We start from the raw sequence: 22,077 nt of genomic DNA on the forward strand, positions 1-22,077 counted from the left end.
GAATTCATTACGTGAAGGTGTTCGCCGAGGGTCACGCACCCGTTCCTGGTGAGAGACCTGTCGGGTTGTGAACGCGGCCTTGGCGTCGGCGGGAGATCCTGGATAGTGTGGGAGCGCTCCCACCTATCGGATCGGCGTAACGTGTTCCGCGCGGGACGGGGGCGGGATCCACTGTCCTGCCTGATCAGCCGCGACCGGACCGGCGCCTACCGGCACGGGAGCGATGTCGCACGAGGGGAGTTCGAGAGTCGTGAGCGGACGGCAGAACGGCAGGCCCACGCTGGAAGAGGTCGCGGCCCTGGCCGGCGTCGGCCGGGGCACGGTCTCCCGGGTGATCAACGGCTCGCCACGGGTGAGCGACCAGGCCAGGGACGCCGTCGCCCGCGCCGTCGCCGAACTCGGGTACGTACCCAACCAGGCGGCCAGAGCGCTGGCCGGCAACCGGACCGACGCGGTCGCCCTCGTCATCCCGGAGACCGAGGCCAGGCTGTTCTCGGAGCCGTACTTCCTCGACCTGATCCGTGGGGTGAGCGCCGAACTCGCCGAAGCGGACAAGCAGTTGCTGCTCACCTTGGTCCGGACCGAGGCGGAGCGGCAGCGGTTCGAGAACTACCTGGCCGCCCAGCGGGTCGACGGAGTACTGCTGGCATCCGTCCACGGCGACGACCCGCTGCCCGATCGGATCGCGAAGCTGGGGCTGCCGGTCGTCATGAACGGACGGCGTTCCGAGGCCGAACCCGTCGACTACGTGGACTCCGACAACATCGGCGCGGGCCGGGCGGCCGTCGCCCACCTCGTGGCGCGGGGCAGGGGCAGGATCGCCACCATCAGCGGGCCGCTCGACATGTACGTGGCCCGCGCGCGTCTGGGCGGGTACCGCGCGGGGCTCGCCGAGGCGGGGATCGCGCCCGACGAGTCGCTCGTGGCGACCGCGGACTTCACCGAGGAGGGCGGCCGGCTGGCGATGCGCGAGCTCCTGGAGCGCGCACCGGGCCTGGACGCGGTCTTCGCCGCCTCCGACGTGATGGCGGCCGGCGCGCGCGGCGTGCTGCGCGAGGCCGGGCGCCGGGTCCCCGAGGACGTGGCCCTGGTCGGGGTCGACGACTCCACGGTGGCCCGTCTGATGGATCCGCCCCTGACGAGCGTGCGCCAGCCGATCGAGGAGATGGGCCGCACGATGACCCGGCTGCTGCTCCAGAAGATCGCCGAGATGTCCGGGGCGGAGCAGCGGGGCGGTTCCGCGGCGTCGGAGGAAGAGGACGAGGAGCAGCGCCGGGTCCTTCCGACGGAACTGATCGTGCGGGACTCCTCCTGAGGGGCATGGCCGGGAGCCGTACGGGACCGGAGGGCCCCGTACGGCTCCTTCCCGCGACCGTCAGTTCATCGTCGAGCCGATCGTCGTCGAACCGGTCGTCAGGAACGTCGTCGCCGGGAGCGACCCGTCGGACTTCCTGGCGCCGTACGCGCTGGTGGCGTCCTTGCCGAGGAAGGGCGGGGTCGCGATCCCAGAGTCCCAGTTGTTGGCCGCCGAGACGACCGAGGAGCCCCGCTTGGAGAGCCCCGAGCCGTTGCTCACGGCGAGGTTCCGGGCCAGCCGAGCCGCCCCGGTCGCGAAGTAGTAGCCCCACTTCCCGTTGGCGTAGGCGGTCGTACGGTTGAGGACGATGGCGCCCTTGTTGCTGTTCTCGGTGAATCCGTTGCCCGCGTTGTCCCAGGCCGCCGAGTTGTTGACGACATGGGCGACGACCTCGCCGTCGCCACCGAGCTTGTAGCCGTTGCCGTCTCCCGCGAAGGCGGAGTCGGACCAGCGGTTCTTGCCGTTTCCGTACGACCAGGTGTGTTCGATCGTCACGGGGCTGGACCAGGACCACAGGTCGATGCCGTCGTCGGAGTTGTTGGAGAGCCGTGCCCCGGTGATCAGGTTGCCGGTGCCCGAACCGAACTTGACGGCGAGTCCGTCGGCGTTCTCACCGTGGTTGGCCGCATCGTAATGGCCGTACGAGTCAAGGTTCCTGACGGTGTTGTTGTTCGTGTCGTCGCCCGTGAGCGTGAAGCCGGAGTCGCCGCCGTTGATCGTCTTGATGCCGGACCACTCGGTGCCGGTGCATGAGGTGCAGACGACGGCACTGTCGGGGGAGTTCTGGAACGTGATGCCGGAGACGGTCCAGTAGTCGGCGGTCAGTTTGAAGATCCAGGACCCGGCGGGCAGGTTCGAGCCGTCGATCTTCACCGTCTCGGAGCCGTAGGGCTGGAGCCGGATGCGGCTGCTCGCGGTGCCGTTGGCGGTGGACTGGAGGACGGCGGTCGGGTAGTAGGTGCCGCCGCGGACCTGGATGACCGTGCCGGGCGTGGCGTTCTTGATCGCGCTGGCGAGTTCGGTCGCGCCGGCGACGACGACGGTTGCGGCATGGGCGGGGGCGGCCAGCGCTCCGAGGCCGGCGGTGGTGGCGAGGAGGGACAGGGCGGTGAAAGCGCTGCGCTTGCTGCCGTTGCGAGACATGAGGTGCGGGTCCTCTCGTAGGTCAGGAACAGGCGGGCACGGGACGCCAGTCGGCGAGGTAGCGGTCTCTGGTCGCCGACTCGGCTTGTGACACGGTGAGTTGAGGGCGGTTCTGCGGGACGTCGATCGACGCACCCGGACCGGTGTTGCGGTACTCCGCGAAGCGCTGGGCCTGCCACGGATGGGCGTCCCGCATGTTCGCGTACGGCGCGGTGGCGTCGATGCCCGGACCGAGCACGCTGTCGCGGACGACGAGGGACGGCCAGGCGCTCGGGTCCGAGCCCGGGACCCAGGGCCGGGCCAGCTTGTAGAAGCCGTCCGGTGCCTCGCCGGTCACCCGGCAGCGGACGGCCAGGAGACCGTACTGGTTGGCGCGGGCGGTGGAGGGGGCGAAGACGAAGCCGTACGGGGCGCCCGCCAGATCGGGGCGGAGCAGCGTACGGAAGTGGCAGTGTTCGAAGACCGCGCGGGCCCTGCCGAAGACGAAGTCGACGTCGCCCTCGACGTAGCAGTGCGCGAAGTACTGGCGGGCGACGGTGGCCAACTCCATCGAGTCGGTGTAGAGGGTGTCCTGATGTCCGAGGAACCGGCAGTGGAAGAAGGCGGACCGGTCACCCTGGACCTTGAGCGCGACTGCCTGCGTGCCGGGATTCCCGGGGAGGTCGGTGCGCAGGAAGTCGTTCGCGAAGGTGATCCACTGCGCGGTGAATCCGTCCGCTTGGACGGTTGTGGTCGCCGAACCGGTCGTGCCGTAGGTGCCGCCGTCGGGCCGGGCCGTGCCGGCCGCGTTGTCGTACACGATGACGACGTCACGGGGGTTCTCGCTCGCGCCGACCCAGGTCATGGCGGTGCGGGCCGGGCTGACGGCGACGGTCTCCCGGTACGTGCCCGGAGCGAGGACCAGCGTCCGGCCGGGGCCGTCCGCCGCGTTCACCGCGGCCTGGACGGTGGTGTGGTCGCCGAGGCCGCCCGGGTGGACGTACAGGGTGCGCTCGGTGAGCCGGGCGGCCGGCGAACCGAACCGGCCGAACGGGCCGGCCCCGGCGAGGGCGGCGGCGGGAGGGGCGGCCAGGGCGAGCGCGAACGCCGCGCCGGCGCCGGCGGTGAGCAGGGAACGGCGGCCGAAGGCGGCTCGTGGATGGTGCGAGGGCATGGGGGAGCTCCTTCGCTGCTGAAAGGGGGGAGAGGGCGGCGGCCGGAAGGTCAGCGCGGTCGGCCCGCGCCCGCGCGGTGGTCGACGAGAGCGGGCACGGCCTGCGGCACGTCGACCCGGGTGCGCAGGGACGGCGTCCAGCCCGCGTCGGCGCGCAGGATCTCCCCGGGGAACTGTGCGTTGTGGACCGCGAGGAGGTCGACCCGCGCACCGTTGACGAGATTGCCCGCAGTGGTGACCGGGGCGTCCTTCCACTTCTTGAGGATCTTTCCGGCCTGGACGCCCTCGGCGACCGTGAAGGCGTTCTTCTCCGCGACGAGCTGGGACTCGATTCCGATGCCCAAGCTGTAGGAGTATGACGAACCGGGCACCACGAAGTGGTTGTTGTACGCGTCGACCTTGCCGAAGCGGACCCGCGGCGCCCTCTCGACGACGTTCTCGAAGAGGTTGTGATGGAGGGTGACGCGCAGCTTGCCGCGGTCGGTGGCGCCCGCGCTGTCGCTGTTGCCGATCATCAAGGTCTTGTCGTGGTCGGCGAAGACGTTCCAGGAGACGGTGACCAGGTCGGCGCCGCGCACGACGTCCAGCTCGCCGTCGTGTTGCTGGTAGCGCTCACCGTAGTACGAGGGCAGGGAACCGTCCGGGTGGGCTCCGTCGGTGAACGTGTTGTGGTCGATCCACACATGGGTGGAGCCGTACACGACCACGCTGTCGTACTCGGAGTTCCACGCCCCCGTAGCCCCGTCCGTCGGGTCCCACTGCGGGAAGCAGTCGAGCGGGCTCTCCACGGTCAGGTTGCGGACGACGACGTTGTCGACGCCTTGGAGCTGAAGGCTGCCGCCGGTGATGCCGGCATTCCTGCCGACACCGACGATCGTCGTGTTGGCGGGGACGTACGCCTTGATGGCCTTCCCCTGCGCCTTGGCGGAGGCGGCCCGCAGATCCTCCTGCTCCCCGCTGACCTCGGTGTCGTACCCCCAGACCGCGGGGTCGTAGGCGGCGAGGTACGCCTCGAAGCCGTACCCGGGAGCCTCGAAGGCCGCGCAGCCGGCGGCCGTGGCGTTCAGCGTTCCCAGGACCTTGACGATCCGCGGCTCGGTGCCCGCGACGGCGAGCGCCGCACGGAACTCATCCCAGGTGGTGACGGTGAAGACGCGGGAGCCATCGGCCGCGGCGCCGCCGTTGGTCCCCGTACCGTCCGACGCCCAGCCGTCACCGGCCGGGAGGACCTGGCGGGCGAGGTCGGGCGCGGCCGGCCCGGCGTGCGCGGCGGACGCGGGACCGGTGACGCTCAGGACGAGGGCGGCGGCGCCCACCGCCCATATCCGTGTGTGTCGCATGCTCAGCTCTCCTCGGAATCGGGCCAGGTGATCCATTGCGCGGGGACTTCCTCGTCGATGCGGCGGGTGTCGCCCGGTGCGAGGGCGCGGGTGCGCAGCAGTCCGGTGGCGACCAGCCGGGCCACGGCGATCGCGCCCGGCGGGTTGAAGTGGGTGTTGTCCTGCTCGGCCGCCGTCCAGTTGAAGTACGTCTTCGTGGTCTCCGGGCCGAGCCTCTGCCAGAGCGCCAAGGACAGCTCCTGGACGTCGATGAGGTCGACGCCCTCCTCCCGGGCCACCTGCCGCATCGCGGCCGGGTACTCCCCGTGGGTGCGAAGAGCGGTGCCGTCGGCGTCGAACCTGCGGCGCTCGACGGAGGTGGCGAGGACCGGCAGGGCCCCGTGCTCGCGCGCGCCGTCGACGTACCGGCACAGGTTGTCCTGATAGGAGGTCCAGGGTTCCGTGTAGCGCGTGGGGTCCGTGGCCTTCTGGTCGTTGTGGCCGAACTGGATCAGCAGGAGGTCTCCGGGCCGGATCACGTCCAGGATCGAGGTCAGCCGGCCTTCGTCGATGAAGCTTTTGGTGCTGCGGCCGTTGACCGCGTGGTTGGCGACCGGAACGTGCTTGTGCAGGAAGAAGGGCAGCGCCATGCCCCACCCGGTCTCCGGGGCGGCGTCGGCGTACTTCTGCGCGGCCGTGGAGTCGCCGGCGACGTAGAGGGTGCGCGTGCGCCCGCTTCCTCGGGGTGCGGCCGAGGCGCGGGACGCGGCCAGGGTGAGCGCGAGCCCCGTCCCGGCCGTGACCGCCCGGCGGCGGGTGAGGGTCATTTGTTCTGCGTCTTCCACTCGGCCTGCGCCGTGTTCAGCTGCTCGGCGAGGCTGTCCAGGAACTCCTTCGACGTGGACTTGCCGAGCAGGACCTTCTGGAAGGCGGGCTCGTTGTCGGCTTTGGAGATGGTGTTCCAGTCGGGCAGGTAGTACGGCAGCTGCACGATCGTGGCCTTGCCGCTGAAGAGGGCCTCGGCGGCGAGCTTGGTCGGCTCGGCCTTCTGGATCCAGGGGTCCTGAGCCGCCTCGGTGTTGGCCGGGATCGCGCCCGCCGACTCGTTCCACTTGCTGTTGGAGGCGTGCGAGGCGGCGAACTCGATGAACTTCCAGGCCGCCGTCTTGTTCTTGCTCGACGAGAACAGGGCGAGACCGTCGACCGGGTGGGAGACCTGTACCCGGGTGCCGTCGTCGGTGGTCGGGTTCGGGATGCCGCGGAACTTCTCCGTACCGAGCGCCTTCACATGGTCCTTGTAGGAGCCCAGGTTGTGGCTCAGCATGCCGATCTCGCCGCTGTCCCACTGGGCGACCATCTTGGTGAAGTCGTTGTTGACGTCGGCCGCCGGGGTGTTGTTCTTGAACAGACCCACGTGCTTCTCCAACGCGGCAACGTTCTTGGGATCGTTGACCGTTGTCTTGTCGCCGTTCCAGAAGCTGGTGACACCGCTCTGGCCGTACATGGCGTCCAGCGCCTGGGCGATGGAGCCCGCACCGCCGCGGATGGTGTAGCCGAACTTGTTCGTGTCCTTCTGGGTCAGCTTGGCGGCCGCCTCGTAGAAAGCGGACCAGGTCTCGGGCGGCTGCAGGCCGGCCGCCTGGAACAGATCGGTGCGGTAATAGAGGACACCGTTGCTGGCGGAGGTGGGAACGGTGAAGAGCTTGCCCTGGCCCCCCGCCGACTTCACGCTCTCGACCATCCCCGCGTTGAGCTTGCCCTTGAGGGCGCTGCCGTCGACCCGGGCGTCGAGCGGCTCCAAGGTGTTCTGCACGGCGATCCCGGCGAGCATCGCCGCTCCGACGCCGCCGACGTCCGGCAGGCCGCCGCCCTGGATGGCCGTGTCGTACTTGGACTGGACCTCGGTCGAGGCGATCCCGACGTAGTTCACCTTGATCTCGGGGTTCTGCTTCTCGAAGTCCTCGATGATCGCCTTCCAGACGTCGGTGCGGACACCGCCGTTGTTGTCCCAGAAGGTGATCTCTCCCTTGCCCGAACCCTCGCCGCCCTTGTCGCCCGCCGCGCCGCTGCCGTCGTCCCCGCAGGCGGTGGCGGTCAGGGCGAGCACGGTGGTCAGGGCCAGGGCACAGACGGCTCTGCGCCGCCCTTCACGGAAGCTGGTCATCGTCGGCTCTCTTCTCTCGGGGTCTGTCGGGGTCTGTCGGGGACGTCGTGTGGTGTGGGGAGTGTGTTCAGGGGTGGTGCGGAACGCGGCGACCACGGTGCGGCTCATGCCGCGACCGCCTTGCGCACCAGCGCGGCGGCCTCTGCCCGCGCCAGATGTCCGTCGGCCACCACGGTGACGACCCGCCGCACGACGGTCGCTCCGGCCGCGACGGGCAGCCGCCGGTCATGGGCGAGGGAGGAACCCACGCCCGGGTACTCGGCGGCGCGCAGGAACCACGGATCGCGCCTCGTCTCCTCGCTCGCGCCGGCGAAGACCAGGGTCCAGCCCGGGCCGGCCAGCGCGACCCAGCCGGCACGGGAGCCGTGCACGGCCTCCTCGCCGTCCGCGTCCGCACTGAAGACGACCGGCGCCGCCGCCTCCTTGGGTGCGCGCCAGAAGAAGCCGCCGTAGGCCGCGCCCGGTCGTCCGTTGGTGGCCGGGCTGCCGATGGACAGGGCTTGGCCCGACACCTCGGTGAGCGAGAAGGCGAAGTCCAGGGCCCAGGCCGAGTCGCTCAGTACCGCCGTCGCCACGGTCCGGCGTTCGCGCAGGAGCACCCGGCCCCCGGCCGTCCAGCTCAGGTTCTCCACGAACCCGTCCGGTGCGCGGAGTGTGAAGCCGTCGTGCCGCTGCACGCCGTGGTTGTCGAGCTCGGTCGGCCCCCGGTCGCGTACGAAGGTGCGCCCGCCCCAGAAGTTGTGGCCCGCCACGTCGGGCACGGCCACGCCGACGCCGAGGTGGTGCGGGTGGTCCGCGGGCATCAGGTCGGTGACACGGACCCCTGCCAGGGTGGTGACGGGATGCAGGCAGGGCCGGGGGGAGTGGTCCCGTGCCATGTCCGCACCAGCGGTGTACCGGGCCACCGGGCGCCCGGCGCAGCGCAGGACGAGGGCCGCGTTCATCGGGCCTCCGCCCCGGCCGGCAGCGTCCAGGGGGCGCTGAGTTCGGAGTAGAGGCTGAGTGTGTGGGCACTCGTGTCGACGAGTGCGTCGATCCCGTCGACGACCCGGCGCGGCGTACCGCGGCCCGGCTCGGTGTGCCAGTACGCGTCCGGCAGCGCCACGGGGTCGGGTGCCAGCCGGATCGCCTCCACGACCCGCATGAACGCGCCGGTCTCCTCGGGCGGTACGCACAGGGCCTCGCCGTCGGTCACATGGCCGACGAGGTTCTCCAGCAGATCGGTCCGGCCGTGGACGGTCTCCTCCGGGCCGTGCCCGGCCCGCTGGAGCAGCACCCGGTCCTGGCGGTACCAGAAGGTGATGCGCCCCCGGCTGCCGTGGACCACCACGTACGGCTCGGAGTCCTTCTCGGCGCACAGGGTCGCCGCGACGGTGATCCGGCTGCCTGCCGTGGTCACGATCCGGACGCAGGAGGTGTCGTCGGACTCGATGGCGTTGGCACGCGTGAGCTCGGCCTCGATGTGCTCGACGTCCTCGGCCCGAGTGCTGCCGGCGAGGGCCAGCGCGGTGGCGACGGCATGGGCCAGCGGGTTGGTCAGGGCCCCGTCGACGACGTCGATGCCGTCCAGGCGCCGGTGGCCGGCCCAGGGCGCACGTCGGAAGTACGCCTCGTCACGGACCCAGGCGCCGGCCGCGCCGACGCCGAGGAGTTCGCCGATCTCGCCCTCCTCGATGAGCCGCCTGATGGCGGGAACAGCATGTGAGCCGAGGGACTGGAAGCCGATCTGGCAGGCCACACCGGCCGCCGCCACTGCGTCCGCCATCCGGCGGAACTCCGCGTACGACGGTGCCGGGGGCTTCTCCAGGAGGATGTGCGCGCCGTGGCCGGCGGCGGTCAGGGCCAGATCGGTGTGGGTCTGGATCGGCGTACAGAGCACGGCGATCCGGGCCCCGGTGGAGGCCATCAGCGAGTCGAAGTCCGAGGACTGCTCCGGGGCGCCGAACCCGTCCAGCTCATCGGCGTCGAGCGGCCGTAGCTCGCAGACGCCGGCGAGGCGGACCAGGCCGAGGTGTTCGAGCCTGCGGATGCCCCGCAGGTGCGAACGGCCGTGGCCGCGTGCACCCGCCAGGACCACGGGCAGTGGGGTGCGTACGGTACTCATCCCTTCACCGCCCCCGCGCTGAAGCCGGTGACCAGCCACTTCTGGATGAAGGCGAACACGATGACGACGGGCACCGCCGCGATCACGCCGCCCGCGGCGAGCGCACCCAGGTCGACGCTGTCCGCGCCCATGAGGGTGTTGAGGCCGACCGGAATGGTCTGCTTCTCCTGGCTGCTGAGGAACATCAGCGCGAAGAGGAAGTGGTTCCAGGCGTGGACGAAGGCGAAGGAGCCTACGGCGACCAGACCGGGCCGCAGGAGCGGCAGGACGACGATGCGGAACGCGCCGAAGCGGTTGCAGCCGTCCACCCAGGCGGCCTCCTCCAGGGAATAGGGCACGTTCTTGATGAAGCCGCTGATGAGGATCATGGACAAGGGGAGCTGGAAGACCGTCTCCGCGATGATGACGCTGCCCAGAGAGTTGATCATCCGCAGACTGGCGAAGGTCTGGAACAGCGGTACGAGCAACAGCGCGCCCGGGACGAACTGGGAGCACAGCAGGGCCAGCATGAAGCCCTTCTTGATCCGGAAGTCGAAGCGGGCCAGCGCATAGCCGCCGGTGAGCGCGATCACCGTGGTCATCACCAGGGTCGCGAGGCCGATGAGCAGACTGTTCTGGAAGTAGATGGCGAAGCTTCGCTCGGTCCACACCTTCGCGAAGTGCTCGGTGGTCATGGGCCACGGCACCAGTGATGTGGAGCCTGCCGGTCGGAGGGCGAAGAGCAGGATCCAGTAGAAGGGGATCAGGGTGAAGAGAAGATAGATGCCGAGCGGCAGGTAGATCTGCCACCGGGGGACCTCGTCCCAGGCGCGCCGCCGGTTCACTTGCTTTCGCCTCCGAACTTGCTCAGGCGCAGATAGACCATCGAGCAGAAGAGAAGGATCACGAACGCCACCGTCGTGAGCGCGGAGGCGTATCCGAAGTTGTGGGCGTCGACACTGGTGTTGGCGATGTAGAGGGGCAGCGTGGTCGTCTCGCCCGCGGGGCCGCCGCCGGTCAGGGTGTAGAGGAGATCCACGTTGTTGAACTCCCACACCGCCCGCAGCAGGGTGGACAGGATGATCGCGTCCCTGAGGTGCGGCAGCGTGATGTGGAGGAACTGCCGCAGCCGGCCCGCCCCGTCGACCTCGGCGGCCTCGTACAGGTCCTTCGGCACGGACTGGAGGTCGGCGAGGATGAGGATCGCGAAGAAGGGGACACCGCGCCACAGATCGGCGACGACCACCGCGGAGAAGACCGTGGACGTGTCGGACAGCCAGGACGTGCCGTACTCACCGATTCCCATGTCCGCGAGGTAACGGGTCATGCCCGTCTGGGAGTTGTAGATCAGCACCCAGATGGCTGAAGTCAGTACTCCGGAGACCGCCCACGGGGAGAACACCAGCGCCCGGCCCAAGGCGCGGCCCGCGAACGTCTGGTTGACGATCAGCGCGAGGGCCAGGCCGAACAGGAGCTGCAGGCTCACCTCGACGGCGACCCACTTCACACTGAACGTCAGCGTCCCCCAGAAGTGCGGGTCGTCGGTGAAGATGCGCACGAAGTTGTCCAAGCCGGCGAAGCCGTTCCGCCAGGGCTTGGTGGGGTTGTAGTCCTGAAAGCTGTAAGAGAAGACGCTGAGCACGGGATAGGCGATGAAGCCCAGCATCAGCAGCCCGGCGGGGGCGATCAGCAGGTACGGCAGTCGGCGGGGGGAGGCTCCCGTGCGGCGGCGACCGCGTACCTGGGGCGCCCGGGAGACCTGGGGGGCTTTCGGCGCCTGAGGGGGTCGGGTCACAGCTGAGGCCATGACGGTGGCTCCGTTCTCGGTATTTCGGACAGGCGGATTCGCCGGCCGCGCGAAGGGAATCAGCCCGCGTAGGGATCGGGAGTCGCCCCCGCCCGAGCCAGGAACTCGAAGTCGCATCCCGTGTCGGCCTGGGTGACGTGCTCGTTGTAGAGCGCCCCGTAGCCGCGCTCGTAGCGGACCGGCGGCGGGGTCCACTCCTCCCGCCGACGCGCCAACTCGTCCTCGGAAACGTGTAGATGGAGCGTGCGCGCCTCGACGTCGAGGGTGATCGTGTCGCCCGTGCGGACGAGGGCGAGCGGCCCGCCGACGTACGACTCGGGCGCGACGTGGAGCACACACGTGCCGTAACTCGTGCCGCTCATCCGGGCGTCGGAGATCCGGACCATGTCCCGTACGCCCTGTTCCAGCAGATGCCTGGGGATCGGCAGCATCCCGTACTCCGGCATCCCCGGTCCGCCCTTCGGCCCGGCGCCCCGCAACACGAGCACATGGTCCGCGGTGATCCCGAGCTCCGGGTCGTCGATGGTCCGCTGCATGGTGCGGTAGTCGTCGAAGACCACCGCACGACCTGTGTGCTTCAGCAAGTGCGGCTCGGCGGCGATGTGCTTGATGACCGCGCCGTCCGGGCAGAGGTTCCCGCGCAGCACCGCGACCCCGCCTTCGGGTGCGACCGCCCGTTCACGCTCCCGGATCACCTCGTCGTTGTGCACCCGAGCGCCGTCGAGCTGTTCCCGCAGCGTGTCGTGGGAGACGGTCGGCCGGTCGAGATGAAGCACGTCGGTGAGACGGGAGAGGAACCCGGGCATGCCGCCGGCGAAATGGAAGTCCTCCATGAGGAACCGCCCACCGGGGCGGAGATCGGCCAGCACCGGCACGGTCCGCGCGATGCGGTCGAAGTCGTCCAGGGTGAGCTTCACCCCTGAACGGCGGGCCATGGCGATCAGATGGATGACCGCGTTCGTCGACCCGCCGAGCGCCAGCACGGCGGCGACCGCGTCCTCGTACGCCTCCCGGCTCAGAATCCGGGACAACCGCCGATCCTGCCGTACGAGCTCCACGATCCGCATCCCGGAGGCGGCCGCCATCCGGTCGTGGCCCGAGTCGACCGCCGGGATCGAGGAGGCGCCCGGCACGGTCACGCCGAGGGTCTCGGCGGCGGCGGTGAGCGTGGAGGCCGTGCCCATGGTCATGCAGTGGCCGGGGGAGCGGGCCAGCCCGCTCTCCAGCTCGGCCATTTCGCAGTCCCCGATCAGGCCCGCCCGCTTGTCGTCCCAGTACTTCCACATGTCGGTGCCGGAACCGAGGGTCTCGCCCCGCCAGTGGCCCGGCAGCATCGGCCCGGCCGGCACGAAGACGGTCGGCAGATCCACCGAGGCAGCGCCCATCAGCAGGGCCGGGGTCGACTTGTCGCAGCCGCCGAGGAGAACCGCGCCGTCGACCGGGTAGGAGCGCAGCAGTTCTTCCGTCTCCATCGCGAGGAGGTTGCGGTAGAGCATCGGCGTCGGCTTCTGGAAGGTCTCGGAGAGGGTGGAGACCGGGAATTCGAGCGGGAAGCCACCGGCTTGCCACACGCCCCGCTTCACGGCCTGCGCGCGCTCCCGGAGATGAACGTGGCAGGGATTGATGTCGGACCAGGTGTTGAGGATCGCCACCACCGGCTTGCCCAGGTGCTCCTCGGGGAGGTAGCCGAGCTGGCGCGTGCGGGCGCGGTGGCTGAACGAGCGCAGTCCGTCCGTGCCGTACCACTGGTGGCTGCGCAGCTGGTCGGGTCGCCCGCTCATGCCTGCCATCCGGCGGCTATCGCGGCGACCTCGGCGCGTGCGGAAACGGGCAGCTCACGGCTGGGCGGGCGGATGTCGCGCCGGCACAGACCGAGTGAGGCGAGGGCCTCCTTGACGACGGTGACGTTGTCGGCGCTGCCGTTGGCTGCCCGCAGCTCCTCGAATCGGCGGATCAGCTCCCACACCTTCATGGCGGCCGGGTAGTCGCCGGCCCGCAGAGCGGACAGCATCTCCAGGGAGAGCGGGGGGCAGACGTTGACGAGGCCGGAGGTGAAGCCCGTCGCGCCTCCCGCGAAGTAGGAAGGGGCGTACGGTTCGGCGAGCCCCGCCACCCAGACGAAGCGGTCGAGCCCCGCGTCACGGGCGAAGCCGGCGAACCGGGCCGAGTCCGGAACGGCGTACTTCACCCCGACCACGTTCGGGCAGGCGTCGCCCAGCTCCGCGAGCCGCACTCCGCTCAGTTGCGGGTTGCGGATGTAGGGGACGATGCCGAGTTCGGGCACGGCCTCGGCGATTTCCCGGTGGTAGTCGACCCAGCCGTCTTCGGAGACGTACGGGTGCACGGGTTGGTGCACCATCAGCATCTGTGCTCCGCAGGCGCCTGCGTGCCGGGCGGCCGCGATCGCGGTCGGCACGTCGTGGCCCACGCCGACCAGGACCGTGGCGCGGCACCGCGCCTCCTCGATGGTCAACTCCGTTACGAGGCGGCGCTCTTCGGGCGTAAGGGCATAGAACTCGCCGGTGTTCCCGTTCGGAGTGAGCGTGCGCACGCCGCCGTCGATCAAACGGCGGAGCAGGGTGCGGTGCGCGTCGGTGTCCAGATCGCCCGCCGCGGTGAAGGGCGTCACGGGGATGGCCACGACGTCGGCGAGTGCGGTCCTCAGGGTCTCGAACGCCATGGTCACTCGCCGTCCTGGGGGAAGGCGCGCTGGACGAAGGAGGCGATGTGGTCGTGGAGGGCCCGGCCGGCCCGGTCCGCGTCCCCGGCGGTCGCGAGGCGCAGGATCTCCTCGTGTTCGGCGGCCTCGTGCTCCCAGGAGGGGACGGCGGCCCAGGCGACGGTGGAGACGAGAGCGGCCTGGTCGCGGACCTCGTCGAGCATCCGGCCGAGCAGGGGGTTGCCGCAGGGCAGGTAGAGGGCGCGGTGGAACTCGCGGTTGGCGAGGGAACGTTCGGCGGGGTCCTCGGCTCCGGCGGCCCGCCGCAGTGCCTCGCGCGCCGCGTCGAGCGGGGCGCGCGCGGCCACCGTGCGGCGGACCGCCTCGGGCTCCAGGAGCAGTCGTACGTCGTAGACCTCGCGGGCCATGTCGGCGTCCACCATGCGCACGGTGACGCCCTTGTACTGGCTCACCACCACGAGTCCGCTGCCGGCGAGGGTTTTGAGCGCCTCGCGGACCGGGGTCTTGGACACCCCGAAGTGAGCGGCGAGTTCCGTTTCGACGAGGGCCTGACCGGGGCTCAGGACCCCGGTGAGGATGTCGTGTTTGATCGCTTCCAGAACGAACTGGGTGCGGGACGGGATGGGGCTCGGAGCGAAGGCCATGACGCACTCTCAGATCTCGTGTATCGCGTCTCATATATGATGTACGAAGTGCAATGACGAGAAGCTAAGCGGCAGTTGGTGTTTCGTCAATGCTTCGCGCACGAGTCTTGGAAAGCGCTTACTGGGTGGTGGTCGTCAGTGCGGCCAGCGCGGCGGGTCGGTGCAGAACCGGCCGCCCAGGTACAGGTCGTCCGGGTCGCCCTCGTCCGGGAGTCCCTGCTCGGTGACGAGCCGCTCCGCGAACCGCTCCGAATCGTCACGCGGCTCGTAGCCGATGGCCCGGGCCGAGGAAAGGTCCCACCAGAGCCGGGTGTTGGCGGAGGAGCCGTACACGACGGTGTGCCCGACGTTCTCGGCGGTGAGCGCCGCGTGGAGGAGCCGTGCGCAGTCGGCGGGGCTCAGCCACAGTGACAGCATCCGGACCGAAGTCGGCTCGGGGAAGCAGGAGCCGACCCGCACCGATACGGTCTCGACCTCGTGGAGGTCCCAGTAGAGCTGGGCCAGGTCCTCGCCGAAGCACTTGGACAAGCCGTAGAAGCTGTCGGGCCGGCGCGGGGTGTCGACGGGGACCAGCGGGTCGTCTCCGCGCGGCCGCGGGGTGAAGCCGACGGCGTGGTTGCTGGAGGCGAAGACGATGCGGCGCACCCCCTCCTCGCGGGCGGCCTCGTAGAGGTGGTGCAGCCCGGTGACGTTGGCGGCCAGTACCTTCTCCAAGGTGGACTCCAGGGATATCCCGGCGAGATGAATGACCGCGTCGACGCCCCGGACGGCCTCCCGCAGCGCCTGGCGGTCGGCGAGGTCGGCGACGATCGCGTCCGGTGCGCCGTCGACCGGCACCAGGTCGAGCAGCCGGAGCTCGTATCCGTAGCCGGGCAACAGCTCCCGCATGAGGGTGCCGACACCCCCGGCCGCGCCGGTGAGCAGGACGGTGTGGGGCTTCTTGTGTGAGGTTTCCATGCGGAGAACGTAGTCACATATGTGAACGCTTGGGGGAGCGTTTCTAAAGATCGTCAACGGCGGGCGGATGCTTGACGATGTCGCGCACGCGTGCCTACTGTTCGCAACGCTCTTGACCATGGCCGGAGTTCACAGCTCTGAACAGTCTCGACTCCACGCACAGGCGGTGAGGTTCCGATGGTGACGGCGACCGGATACGCGTATCCCTGGGACTTCGTCGATGATCCGGCAGCCGCCGACCGGGCTCGCGAGGCCGGTGTGACGACCGTGGCCGTCGCGGCGAACTACCACCGCACCCGCGCCGCCACCCCGCTCCACCCGCGACACCGACTGGTGGACGCCGAACACGCCGCCTGCTACCTCCCGATCCGCCCCGCCGCCTGGCAGGGCATGAGACTGGTGCCGCGCGTTCCCGGCTGGACCGTCCCCGACTCCTTCGCCGTGGCCAGGAAGGCCATCGTGGCGGCGGGACTACGGGTCGCCGCATGGACCGTCCTCACCCACAACAGCGTGCTGGGGCATGACCATCCGGACCTCGTACGGCGCAACGCCTTCGACGAGCCGTACAAATACGCCCTGTGCCCGCAGGCGCCCCAGGTCGCCGACTACTGCGCGACCCTCGTGCACGAGGTCGCCCTCCTCGGCGAGGCCGACGGCCTGATCCTGGAGGCCGCCGGTCCGCTGGGAGTGGACCACGGCGGGCATCATGACAAGACCGAGTTCGCGCAGTGGACCCCCGTCCAGCGAGAGCTGCTCTCGCTGTGCTTCTGCGCCTCCTGCCGACGCGTCCAGCGGGCGGGGGGTCTCGACCCCGAACGCGTCGCGGCCCAGGTCCGTGCGGCCCTGGGACCGGCGCAGCCGCCGAAGAGCCCCGATGACGCCCTCGGGGCGCAGACGGCCTCCGTGCTGCGCGGGTGCGCCGACGCGAACGCTTCCGCTCTGCACACCCTCCTGGTCGCCGCCGCGCGTACCGCGGCGCCCGGCATCCGCATCACCGTGCACGGCTCGGCGTCCGCCTGGGCCACCGGGGCCTTCGCGCCCCTCGGGCCGACCGTGACCGAGGGCGTCGACGCGGTGGTCGCCAACTGCTGGGCGGCCGAGCCCGGGCCTCCCGCCGGAGGTCCGGTTGCCGCCCTCCGGCACCTGGCGCCACCCGCCACCACCGTCGGCGGCTACTTCCGTCCGGAAACCCTGCCCGCGACCGAGGAGGGCCTCGGCGCGCTGGCCGCCCGTTATGTGGCCGCGGGCCTCGGAGAGGCACACCTCTACCACCTGGGCCTGGTCCCGCGCGCGGGCCTCGACCGCTTGCGGGACTTCGTCACCGCCCTGCGGAGCGCGTGAGCCGTACGGACCCGGAGGTTCCGTACGGCTCCGCGTTCTCACGGGCGCTGGGTCACAGCGCCGGGTGGGCGTTCTTCAGGAGCTCCTGGAACTGGGCCGAGAACCACTGGCCCGAGAGCGGGGCGTTCGGGAGGGACCCCGACATGCTGTTGCCGTTGCGTGCGTTGCCCGTGTACGTCGGGTCGCACATCCGGTCGAAGCCCTTGCCCTCGTTGTTCGGGATCTCCTTGCTCGCCCCGTCCGACTCGCCCGGCGGCTTGATCCACACGTACGCGTCGATGCCCGCGGCCGGCGCCGCCTGCGGCCTCTCGCCGAGCCCGGCACCCGACTGGTTGCACCAGTTGCCGAGGTGGATGCGCCGGTCGTAGCGGCCGCCGTTGACGTACGTGTCGACGTTCGTCAGCGCGCCGGGTGCGGTCGGCCGGGCCGTGCCGCCCCAGCCGTTGCGGGAGGTGTCGATCAGCATGCCGAGGTTGGCGTCGAAGCCCAAGGAGACCAGCTTGGACCGCATGGCCTGGGCGTACGACAGCTCGTCCGTGTACCGGTTCCAGTCGACCCACTTCGACTGGCGCACGGACGTGCCGCCGACGGAGTCCTCGATCTTGAAGTGGTCTTCCTTCAGGGCACTGTAGTTGGCCGTGTTCACGATGAAGCCGTGCACCTTGGAGACGGTGGAGCCCTCGGCCGTGGCCGCCTGCTTGAACACGTCCGCGGAGGCGCCGAAGTTGTCGTCCCAGCCGAGCCAGCCGTGGTGGCCCGCGTCCACGTAGTTGTAGACGTTGGCGATCGAGCCCAGCTTGTTCAGCGCGTAGCCGACGCCCTTGATGTAGTTGCCGTTGGCCTTCATCACATCGCAGTTGGCGGTGACCGTCGGGCGTCCGGAGACGTTGGTGACCAGGTTCGGCAGCGAGTCGATCTCGACCGTGGTGACGATCCGGAGTCCCGCGTACTTGGAGTCGGCGAGGATCGCGGCGATCGGGTCGATGTACTGCGTCTTGTACTTGTCGATCTCGGTGGGGCCCAGCTCGCCGTTGGAGGCGAGCGCGGCGCAGTCGCGTCCCGGCAGGTTGTAGATCACCAGCTGCACCACGAGCTCGCCGCTGCCCTTCTGTGCCAGGGCCGCGTCGAGGTGGGCGCGCAGACCCATTCCGCCGCTCACTCCCTGGATCGCGGCGGTGCGGTCCAGCCAGACACCGGTGGGCTGGTTCGACACCTTGGTGCCGCCCGGCTCGGCGGCGGCCTTGGCGGACCACTCGGGGTTCACGTACACCTTGGCGCCGGCGTACGGGTTGTCGGCCTTGGCGCCCGTCGGCGGCGGGGTCGTCGGCGGCGTGGTGGGCGGTGTCGTCGGGGGAGTGGTCGGCGGCTGGGTCGGGTCGGTGGCGCCGTTGCAGGTCACGCCGTTGAGCTTGAAGGTCGCGGGGACGGCGTTCGTGCCGTTGTGCGAACCGTTGAACCCGAAGGACGTCGAACCGCCCGTGGCCAGGGACCCGTTGTAGGACATGCTCTTGGCGGTCACCGCGGCCCCGGACTGGGTGATGGTGGCGTTCCAGCCCTGGGTGACCTGCTGGCCGTTCGCGTAGGACCACTCCAGGGTCCAGGAGGCTACCGGGTCACCGGTGTTGGTGACGGTCACGTTGCTGCCGAAGCCGGTGTTCCACTGGTTCGTGATCTGGTACTCGACCTTGCAGCCGGCGGTGGCCGCGCCGGCGGTGGTGCCGAAGACGGTGGCGGTGGCGCCGGCGGCCGTGACGAGGCTGACGGCCGCCAGCAGGGCGGTGCGACTGGTCGTGCGGCTGGTCGTGCGAGGGGTTGTGCGGCTCATTTCGTGGGGGCCTTTCAGTTCAGGGCGCGCAGGCGGTCGCGCAGCCCGATGCCGAATGCGGTGGGTGTGCCGTCGTACGAGGTGATCAGGGCCGGTCCCGAGGAGCAGTTCCAGGTGTTCCAGGTCCAGCCGAGATACGAGAGGGCGCGGGCGTCGGACCACGCCATGACGCGGTCGATGAACGCGTGTCCGCAGGTGTTCTCGCCGATCTCGCCCGCCACCAGGGGGACCTGGGCGGCGACCGGGGCGAGAGTGCTGTCCCAACACGACTCGTTGGAACAGGTGTTGAAGTTGTAGACGTGCCAGGCCGCGGCCAGATTGCCCGTCGGGTCGGTGGGGGAGTGGGTGAGCCACTGGCTCAGGTCGTTGGAGTAGGCGATACCGGGGACGAGTACGACGTTGCGGGCGCCGGTCGCACGGACGGCGTCCATCAGGTCCTGCATGCCGGCGACCTCGTAGCCGATGCCGGGGCAGGCGCCGCCGTCGCGCCAGCAGGCCCAGGCCTGGGCGCTGGTGGAGGTCGCCCGGTCCGGATACGGCTCGTTGAACAGGTCGAAGACGACCCGACGGTCGTTCTTGAAGGTGTTCGCCACCGAGGTCCAGAACGCAGGGGTGTACTGGGCGTTCGGCATCGGCTTCTGGCAGGAGGCGTGCACGTCGGCGCACCCCGAGGAGTTGCCGGTGTACTGGCCGTACGTCCAGTGCAGTTCGACGACCGGGGTCATGCCGTGCGCGAGTACCCGGTCGACCAGGCCCTTGATCGCCTCGACGTAATTCGCGCCCCGGTACTCGGGCTTGATGTTGTCGAGGCCGAGCCAGCACTCCTCGTTGAGGGGGATGCGGACGGTGTTGGCCTTCCAGTCGGCGATGGCGCGTACCGAGGCGTCGTCGACGGGACCGTCGAAGATGCCGTGGCCCTGGACACACATGTACTCGGCCCCGGAGCGGTCCACACCGAGCAGGCGGCGGGTCGCGCCGTTCCGGTCGGTGAGGCGGTTGCCGGTGACGCCCAGTTCGGGCGCCCCGGGTGCGGGGTCGGGGGGAACGGTCGGGCCGGTGGGCGTGGGTGTCGGGCCCGTCGGCGAGGGCGTGGGCGTGGGCGTGGGGCCGGTGGGTGTCGGTGTCGGTGCCGTGGGTGTCGGATCCGGTCCGGGTCCCGGTCCGGTGTCGCAGGGTGCTCCGTTGAGCGTGAAGGAGCTGGGCGCCGTGTTGGCGCCCGACCACGAGGCGATGAAGCCGGCCGTCACGCTCGCGCCGGTGCCAAGGGCGGCGTTCCAGCTCTCGTTCGCGGCCGTGACGGCCGGCCCGGTCTGGGACCACTTGGCGCCCCAGCCCTGACTGACGGTCTGACCTGCCGGGAAGCCGAAGCCGAGGCTCCAGCCGTTCAGCACGGAGGTGTTGTTGGTGACGGTGACCGAACCCTGGAATCCGCCGGCCCACTGGCCGACGACCGAGTACTTCACCGTGCACGAGGGTGCGGCCGCGGCTCCTGAGGCCGTACCCAGGACGGCGAACGCGGAGCTCGCCATCACCAGCGCTGCCCCCGTGAGCAGCGCGGACGTACGTGGGGGGTGTCGCATGAGCGACTCCTTGCAGCGAGGGCGCGCTGTGACGGCGCGCCGACTGACGGAATCGCTCCCACTGGTTGGTGCCAGACCGTAGCGGCAACTGACGCCAAGCAAAAGAGGAGTTGAACAAATTCCTCGCAGGGTGCCTTCGACTCTTCACGCGTCTTGACGCCGTCGTGTCCCGTCTGCAGAGTGGGAGCGCTCCCACTGGTTCAGAGCTTGTGCTCATGCTCTTCGCAGGTCCCCGTCTCGCCGAGCAGAGAGGAGATCCATCCGCATGCCGAACCACCCACCAGCGACGCGCAGTCGACGCCTCGCCGATCCGCGATGGCAGGGACTTCAGCGGCTACGTCCGAGGTGAAGCCGGGCACATTCGGGACTGCGGCCTCTCTTCGCCGGCGACGCGGCCTGGCCGGAGCCTTGGTTGCCGGCGGGCAGGAAGCAGGGCCCGCCGTCCGGCCGGCTGCGTGCCGGGCCAGACGAACTCGCCGTCCGCTACGAAGGAACCGCGCGGGTCGCCGCCACCGGCGACGACTCGCTGCGTTCCCTCACTCGACGCGCTCCATGCACACCAGCTGATCCCTCTCGTCCCACGACTCGGTGATGGTGAAACCGAGCCGTTCGTAGAGGGCTATGGCGCTCGTCCGCCACTTCCACACCGACAGCCGCACAGTGCCGACGCCGCTCTCCGCGGAATGCGCGAGCGCGGCGCTGATCAGAGCGGAGGCGATTCCACGGCCCCGGAAGGCCGGGTCCGTCCAGAGCCTCTTGACCTCCGACTGCCCGCCGACGGGGGCGGTCACCACCAGGCAGCCCACCGCGGCGTCCCCGCTCAGCGCCACCAGCACGACGTCGCCGGTGAACGCGGTCCGCGGGTCCGAGACCTCTGCCCGATAGCGGTCCGGCAACCCGCTCACATCGGCAACGGCCGCGCCCTTCTCCGCCTCCGTCCGCAGGTGGTAGGCCGTCAACTACTCGGCCAACCCGTCCTCGGCGGCAAGGTTCCGACCTGGCCGGCGGACGATGGAGATCTCGCGTTGATCAGTCATGACGCCAGCGTCACACGGCCCGTGTCAGGCATCGAACGGCCCCTCGATCCAGCGGGGGATCACTCCGGGAGCGGGTTCAACCGGCCGCACCACATCGATGCCGTCGCGCAGTGCGAGGGTCTCGGGGTCGGCCCCCATGCGGGTGAGCAGCTCGAGGGGGCTCAGACCCCGTACGAAGGTCAGCGTGTACAAGGGGAAGTCGCCCACCCGGAACATCTCCAGGTCGCGTCCGGCGTGTGCACTCGTCATCGGACGCGATCCTGCCTCACCCAGCTGACACCCAGAGCCCGGTGGCAGGCGGACGGGCCCTCCGCGGTCCCGCCTGATGCCCGAGTCGCCCTCGCCCCGCGGAGTACGCTTCGCAGCGGGAGGGGGATCCGTGGAATCACTGGGGTACGCACTCGCCGCCGTGTTGTGGGGTGGTGTGGCCGTCGCCTTGCTGGTGGGGGCGAGTGTCGTGGTTATGGCTGTCCGGTGGCGCCGCAAGACCATCGCGGACATGGAACCGGCGGCGAAGCGCGAATCCGCGCAGCACTGACCAAGGGCCAGCCGTCCGCCACGGGACCGGCCAGACGCCCGAGCACGTCGGCGGAGAGACGCGACTGCAGGGCGATGCTGCGGGGCAGCCGTGTCCGCGCGCGTCTCGGGCGGTGCGGGCCGCCCGCCCGCCCGGCCCGGTTCGGCCAATCGGCTGGCTCTCGGTCCTGCCCGGCCGGGTGCCGGGACAGGGGGCCGACACCTCTTTAGGTTCTTTCGTGCCGACTACCCCCTCCGAAAGGTGGATCCATGCGTTCTGTTCGCTCCGCGCTCTCCGTCGTCGCCGCCGGTGTCATCGTCCTCGGTGGCGCCTCCGCCGCCGCTGCCGATGTGACCGTCTACGCTCCGTCCGAGAACTCGTACACCATCGTCTTCGGCGACTGGCTTCAGTTCGCCGGCGACGACGTGTTCAACGCGGGCCTCAACAACACGGTGGGATCCAACAACTGA

General features: G+C 70.1%; 21 protein-coding genes. 4 read left to right on the forward strand and 17 right to left on the reverse strand.

The window, feature by feature from the left end:
* Positions 1-223: 223 nt before the first annotated feature.
* Positions 224-1,315, forward strand: a complete 1,092-nt coding sequence (locus J7F03_RS27700; protein WP_214954152.1) for a LacI family DNA-binding transcriptional regulator — start codon at positions 224-226, stop codon at positions 1,313-1,315.
* Between the two features lie 60 nt (positions 1,316-1,375).
* Here J7F03_RS27700 and J7F03_RS27705 read toward each other — a convergent pair whose 3' ends face one another.
* The 13 genes from J7F03_RS27705 to J7F03_RS27765 form a co-directional block, all read right to left on the reverse strand.
* Positions 1,376-2,500 carry a right-handed parallel beta-helix repeat-containing protein gene (locus J7F03_RS27705; RefSeq protein ID WP_214954154.1) on the reverse strand — a complete coding sequence of 375 codons (1,125 nt, stop codon included), beginning with the start codon at positions 2,498-2,500 and terminating at the stop codon, positions 1,376-1,378.
* Positions 2,501-2,522: 22 nt separating this feature from the next.
* A complete protein-coding gene (locus J7F03_RS27710; protein WP_214954156.1) occupies positions 2,523-3,653 on the reverse strand; it encodes a pectinesterase family protein in 1,131 nt (376 codons plus the stop codon).
* 50 nt (positions 3,654-3,703) lie between these two features.
* Positions 3,704-4,993, reverse strand: coding sequence for a polysaccharide lyase family 1 protein (locus J7F03_RS27715; RefSeq protein WP_214954158.1), 1,290 nt, complete (start codon positions 4,991-4,993; stop codon positions 3,704-3,706).
* A 2-nt stretch (positions 4,994-4,995) separates the two neighbouring features.
* A complete protein-coding gene (locus J7F03_RS27720; RefSeq protein WP_214954160.1) occupies positions 4,996-5,799 on the reverse strand; it encodes a rhamnogalacturonan acetylesterase in 804 nt (267 codons plus the stop codon).
* Positions 5,796-7,136 (reverse strand): sugar ABC transporter substrate-binding protein, encoded by a 1,341-nt coding sequence (locus J7F03_RS27725; RefSeq protein WP_214954162.1) that lies wholly within the window; start codon positions 7,134-7,136, stop codon positions 5,796-5,798. The genes J7F03_RS27720 and J7F03_RS27725 overlap by 4 nt, the downstream gene beginning before the upstream one ends.
* Positions 7,137-7,240: 104 nt before the next feature.
* A complete protein-coding gene (locus tag J7F03_RS27730; RefSeq protein ID WP_214954164.1) occupies positions 7,241-8,080 on the reverse strand; it encodes a PmoA family protein in 840 nt (279 codons plus the stop codon).
* Positions 8,077-9,240 carry a Gfo/Idh/MocA family protein gene (locus J7F03_RS27735; RefSeq protein WP_214954166.1) on the reverse strand — a complete coding sequence of 388 codons (1,164 nt, stop codon included), beginning with the start codon at positions 9,238-9,240 and terminating at the stop codon, positions 8,077-8,079. The genes J7F03_RS27730 and J7F03_RS27735 overlap by 4 nt, the downstream gene beginning before the upstream one ends.
* Positions 9,237-10,064: a carbohydrate ABC transporter permease gene (locus J7F03_RS27740; RefSeq protein ID WP_374104401.1), complete on the reverse strand. Its 828-nt coding sequence runs from the start codon at positions 10,062-10,064 to the stop codon at positions 9,237-9,239. Before J7F03_RS27740 ends, J7F03_RS27735 begins: the two co-directional genes overlap by 4 nt.
* Positions 10,061-11,026 carry a carbohydrate ABC transporter permease gene (locus J7F03_RS27745; RefSeq protein WP_214954168.1) on the reverse strand — a complete coding sequence of 322 codons (966 nt, stop codon included), beginning with the start codon at positions 11,024-11,026 and terminating at the stop codon, positions 10,061-10,063. Before J7F03_RS27745 ends, J7F03_RS27740 begins: the two co-directional genes overlap by 4 nt.
* A gap of 59 nt (positions 11,027-11,085) precedes the next feature.
* Complete coding sequence (gene araD / locus J7F03_RS27750) at positions 11,086-12,807, reverse strand: L-arabinonate dehydratase (RefSeq protein WP_214954170.1); 1,722 nt, start codon at positions 12,805-12,807, stop codon at positions 11,086-11,088.
* On the reverse strand, positions 12,804-13,706 hold the full coding sequence (locus tag J7F03_RS27755) for a dihydrodipicolinate synthase family protein (RefSeq protein ID WP_214954173.1): 903 nt from the start codon (positions 13,704-13,706) through the stop codon (positions 12,804-12,806). Before J7F03_RS27755 ends, araD begins: the two co-directional genes overlap by 4 nt.
* A 2-nt stretch (positions 13,707-13,708) precedes the next feature.
* Positions 13,709-14,350, reverse strand: a complete 642-nt coding sequence (locus J7F03_RS27760; protein ID WP_214954175.1) for a GntR family transcriptional regulator — start codon at positions 14,348-14,350, stop codon at positions 13,709-13,711.
* A gap of 135 nt (positions 14,351-14,485) precedes the next feature.
* Positions 14,486-15,307 carry an NAD(P)-dependent oxidoreductase gene (locus J7F03_RS27765; RefSeq protein WP_214954177.1) on the reverse strand — a complete coding sequence of 274 codons (822 nt, stop codon included), beginning with the start codon at positions 15,305-15,307 and terminating at the stop codon, positions 14,486-14,488.
* Positions 15,308-15,484: 177 nt separating this feature from the next.
* Here J7F03_RS27765 and J7F03_RS27770 point away from each other — a divergent pair, with 177 nt between their 5' ends.
* Positions 15,485-16,648: a hypothetical protein gene (locus tag J7F03_RS27770; RefSeq protein WP_214954179.1), complete on the forward strand. Its 1,164-nt coding sequence runs from the start codon at positions 15,485-15,487 to the stop codon at positions 16,646-16,648.
* A 52-nt stretch (positions 16,649-16,700) separates the two neighbouring features.
* Here the strand turns inward: J7F03_RS27770 and J7F03_RS27775 are convergent, their stop codons facing one another.
* The 4 genes from J7F03_RS27775 to J7F03_RS27790 form a co-directional block, all read right to left on the reverse strand.
* A complete protein-coding gene (locus J7F03_RS27775; protein WP_214954181.1) occupies positions 16,701-18,473 on the reverse strand; it encodes a glycoside hydrolase family 6 protein in 1,773 nt (590 codons plus the stop codon).
* A gap of 14 nt (positions 18,474-18,487) precedes the next feature.
* Positions 18,488-20,053, reverse strand: coding sequence for a cellulase family glycosylhydrolase (locus J7F03_RS27780; protein WP_214954183.1), 1,566 nt, complete (start codon positions 20,051-20,053; stop codon positions 18,488-18,490).
* Between the two features lie 536 nt (positions 20,054-20,589).
* The gene (locus J7F03_RS27785) at positions 20,590-21,012 is read right to left on the reverse strand and encodes an N-acetyltransferase (RefSeq protein ID WP_251072577.1); all 423 of its coding nucleotides are present in this window, start codon (positions 21,010-21,012) and stop codon (positions 20,590-20,592) included.
* A gap of 102 nt (positions 21,013-21,114) precedes the next feature.
* Positions 21,115-21,339, reverse strand: coding sequence for a hypothetical protein (locus J7F03_RS27790; RefSeq protein WP_214954185.1), 225 nt, complete (start codon positions 21,337-21,339; stop codon positions 21,115-21,117).
* Positions 21,340-21,469: 130 nt separating this feature from the next.
* On the opposite strand from J7F03_RS27790, the gene J7F03_RS27795 reads away from it, so the two are divergent.
* The gene (locus J7F03_RS27795) at positions 21,470-21,628 is read left to right on the forward strand and encodes a cytochrome c-type biogenesis protein CcmH (protein ID WP_214954187.1); all 159 of its coding nucleotides are present in this window, start codon (positions 21,470-21,472) and stop codon (positions 21,626-21,628) included.
* A gap of 248 nt (positions 21,629-21,876) precedes the next feature.
* Positions 21,877-22,077: a hypothetical protein gene (locus J7F03_RS27800; protein WP_214954189.1), complete on the forward strand. Its 201-nt coding sequence runs from the start codon at positions 21,877-21,879 to the stop codon at positions 22,075-22,077.

It is taken from the genome of Streptomyces sp. ISL-43 (assembly GCF_018614195.1).
Classification (GTDB): Bacteria; Actinomycetota; Actinomycetes; order Streptomycetales; family Streptomycetaceae; genus Streptomyces.

Coding starts and splice junctions, on each gene's coding strand:
- J7F03_RS27760 (WP_214954175.1), bottom strand. CDS start 14,350: ATGGCCTTCGCTCCGAGCCCCATCCCGTCCCGCACCCAGTTCGTTCTG.
- J7F03_RS27745 (WP_214954168.1), bottom strand. CDS start 11,026: ATGGCCTCAGCTGTGACCCGACCCCCTCAGGCGCCGAAAGCCCCCCAG.
- J7F03_RS27710 (WP_214954156.1), bottom strand. CDS start 3,653: ATGCCCTCGCACCATCCACGAGCCGCCTTCGGCCGCCGTTCCCTGCTC.
- J7F03_RS27790 (WP_214954185.1), bottom strand. CDS start 21,339: ATGACGAGTGCACACGCCGGACGCGACCTGGAGATGTTCCGGGTGGGC.
- J7F03_RS27735 (WP_214954166.1), bottom strand. CDS start 9,240: ATGAGTACCGTACGCACCCCACTGCCCGTGGTCCTGGCGGGTGCACGC.
- J7F03_RS27725 (WP_214954162.1), bottom strand. CDS start 7,136: ATGACCAGCTTCCGTGAAGGGCGGCGCAGAGCCGTCTGTGCCCTGGCC.
- J7F03_RS27715 (WP_214954158.1), bottom strand. CDS start 4,993: ATGCGACACACACGGATATGGGCGGTGGGCGCCGCCGCCCTCGTCCTG.
- araD (WP_214954170.1), bottom strand. CDS start 12,807: ATGAGCGGGCGACCCGACCAGCTGCGCAGCCACCAGTGGTACGGCACG.
- J7F03_RS27775 (WP_214954181.1), bottom strand. CDS start 18,473: ATGAGCCGCACAACCCCTCGCACGACCAGCCGCACGACCAGTCGCACC.
- J7F03_RS27730 (WP_214954164.1), bottom strand. CDS start 8,080: ATGAACGCGGCCCTCGTCCTGCGCTGCGCCGGGCGCCCGGTGGCCCGG.
- J7F03_RS27770 (WP_214954179.1), top strand. CDS start 15,485: ATGGTGACGGCGACCGGATACGCGTATCCCTGGGACTTCGTCGATGAT.
- J7F03_RS27765 (WP_214954177.1), bottom strand. CDS start 15,307: ATGGAAACCTCACACAAGAAGCCCCACACCGTCCTGCTCACCGGCGCG.
- J7F03_RS27800 (WP_214954189.1), top strand. CDS start 21,877: ATGCGTTCTGTTCGCTCCGCGCTCTCCGTCGTCGCCGCCGGTGTCATC.
- J7F03_RS27755 (WP_214954173.1), bottom strand. CDS start 13,706: ATGGCGTTCGAGACCCTGAGGACCGCACTCGCCGACGTCGTGGCCATC.
- J7F03_RS27700 (WP_214954152.1), top strand. CDS start 224: ATGTCGCACGAGGGGAGTTCGAGAGTCGTGAGCGGACGGCAGAACGGC.
- J7F03_RS27705 (WP_214954154.1), bottom strand. CDS start 2,500: ATGTCTCGCAACGGCAGCAAGCGCAGCGCTTTCACCGCCCTGTCCCTC.
- J7F03_RS27780 (WP_214954183.1), bottom strand. CDS start 20,053: ATGCGACACCCCCCACGTACGTCCGCGCTGCTCACGGGGGCAGCGCTG.
- J7F03_RS27720 (WP_214954160.1), bottom strand. CDS start 5,799: ATGACCCTCACCCGCCGCCGGGCGGTCACGGCCGGGACGGGGCTCGCG.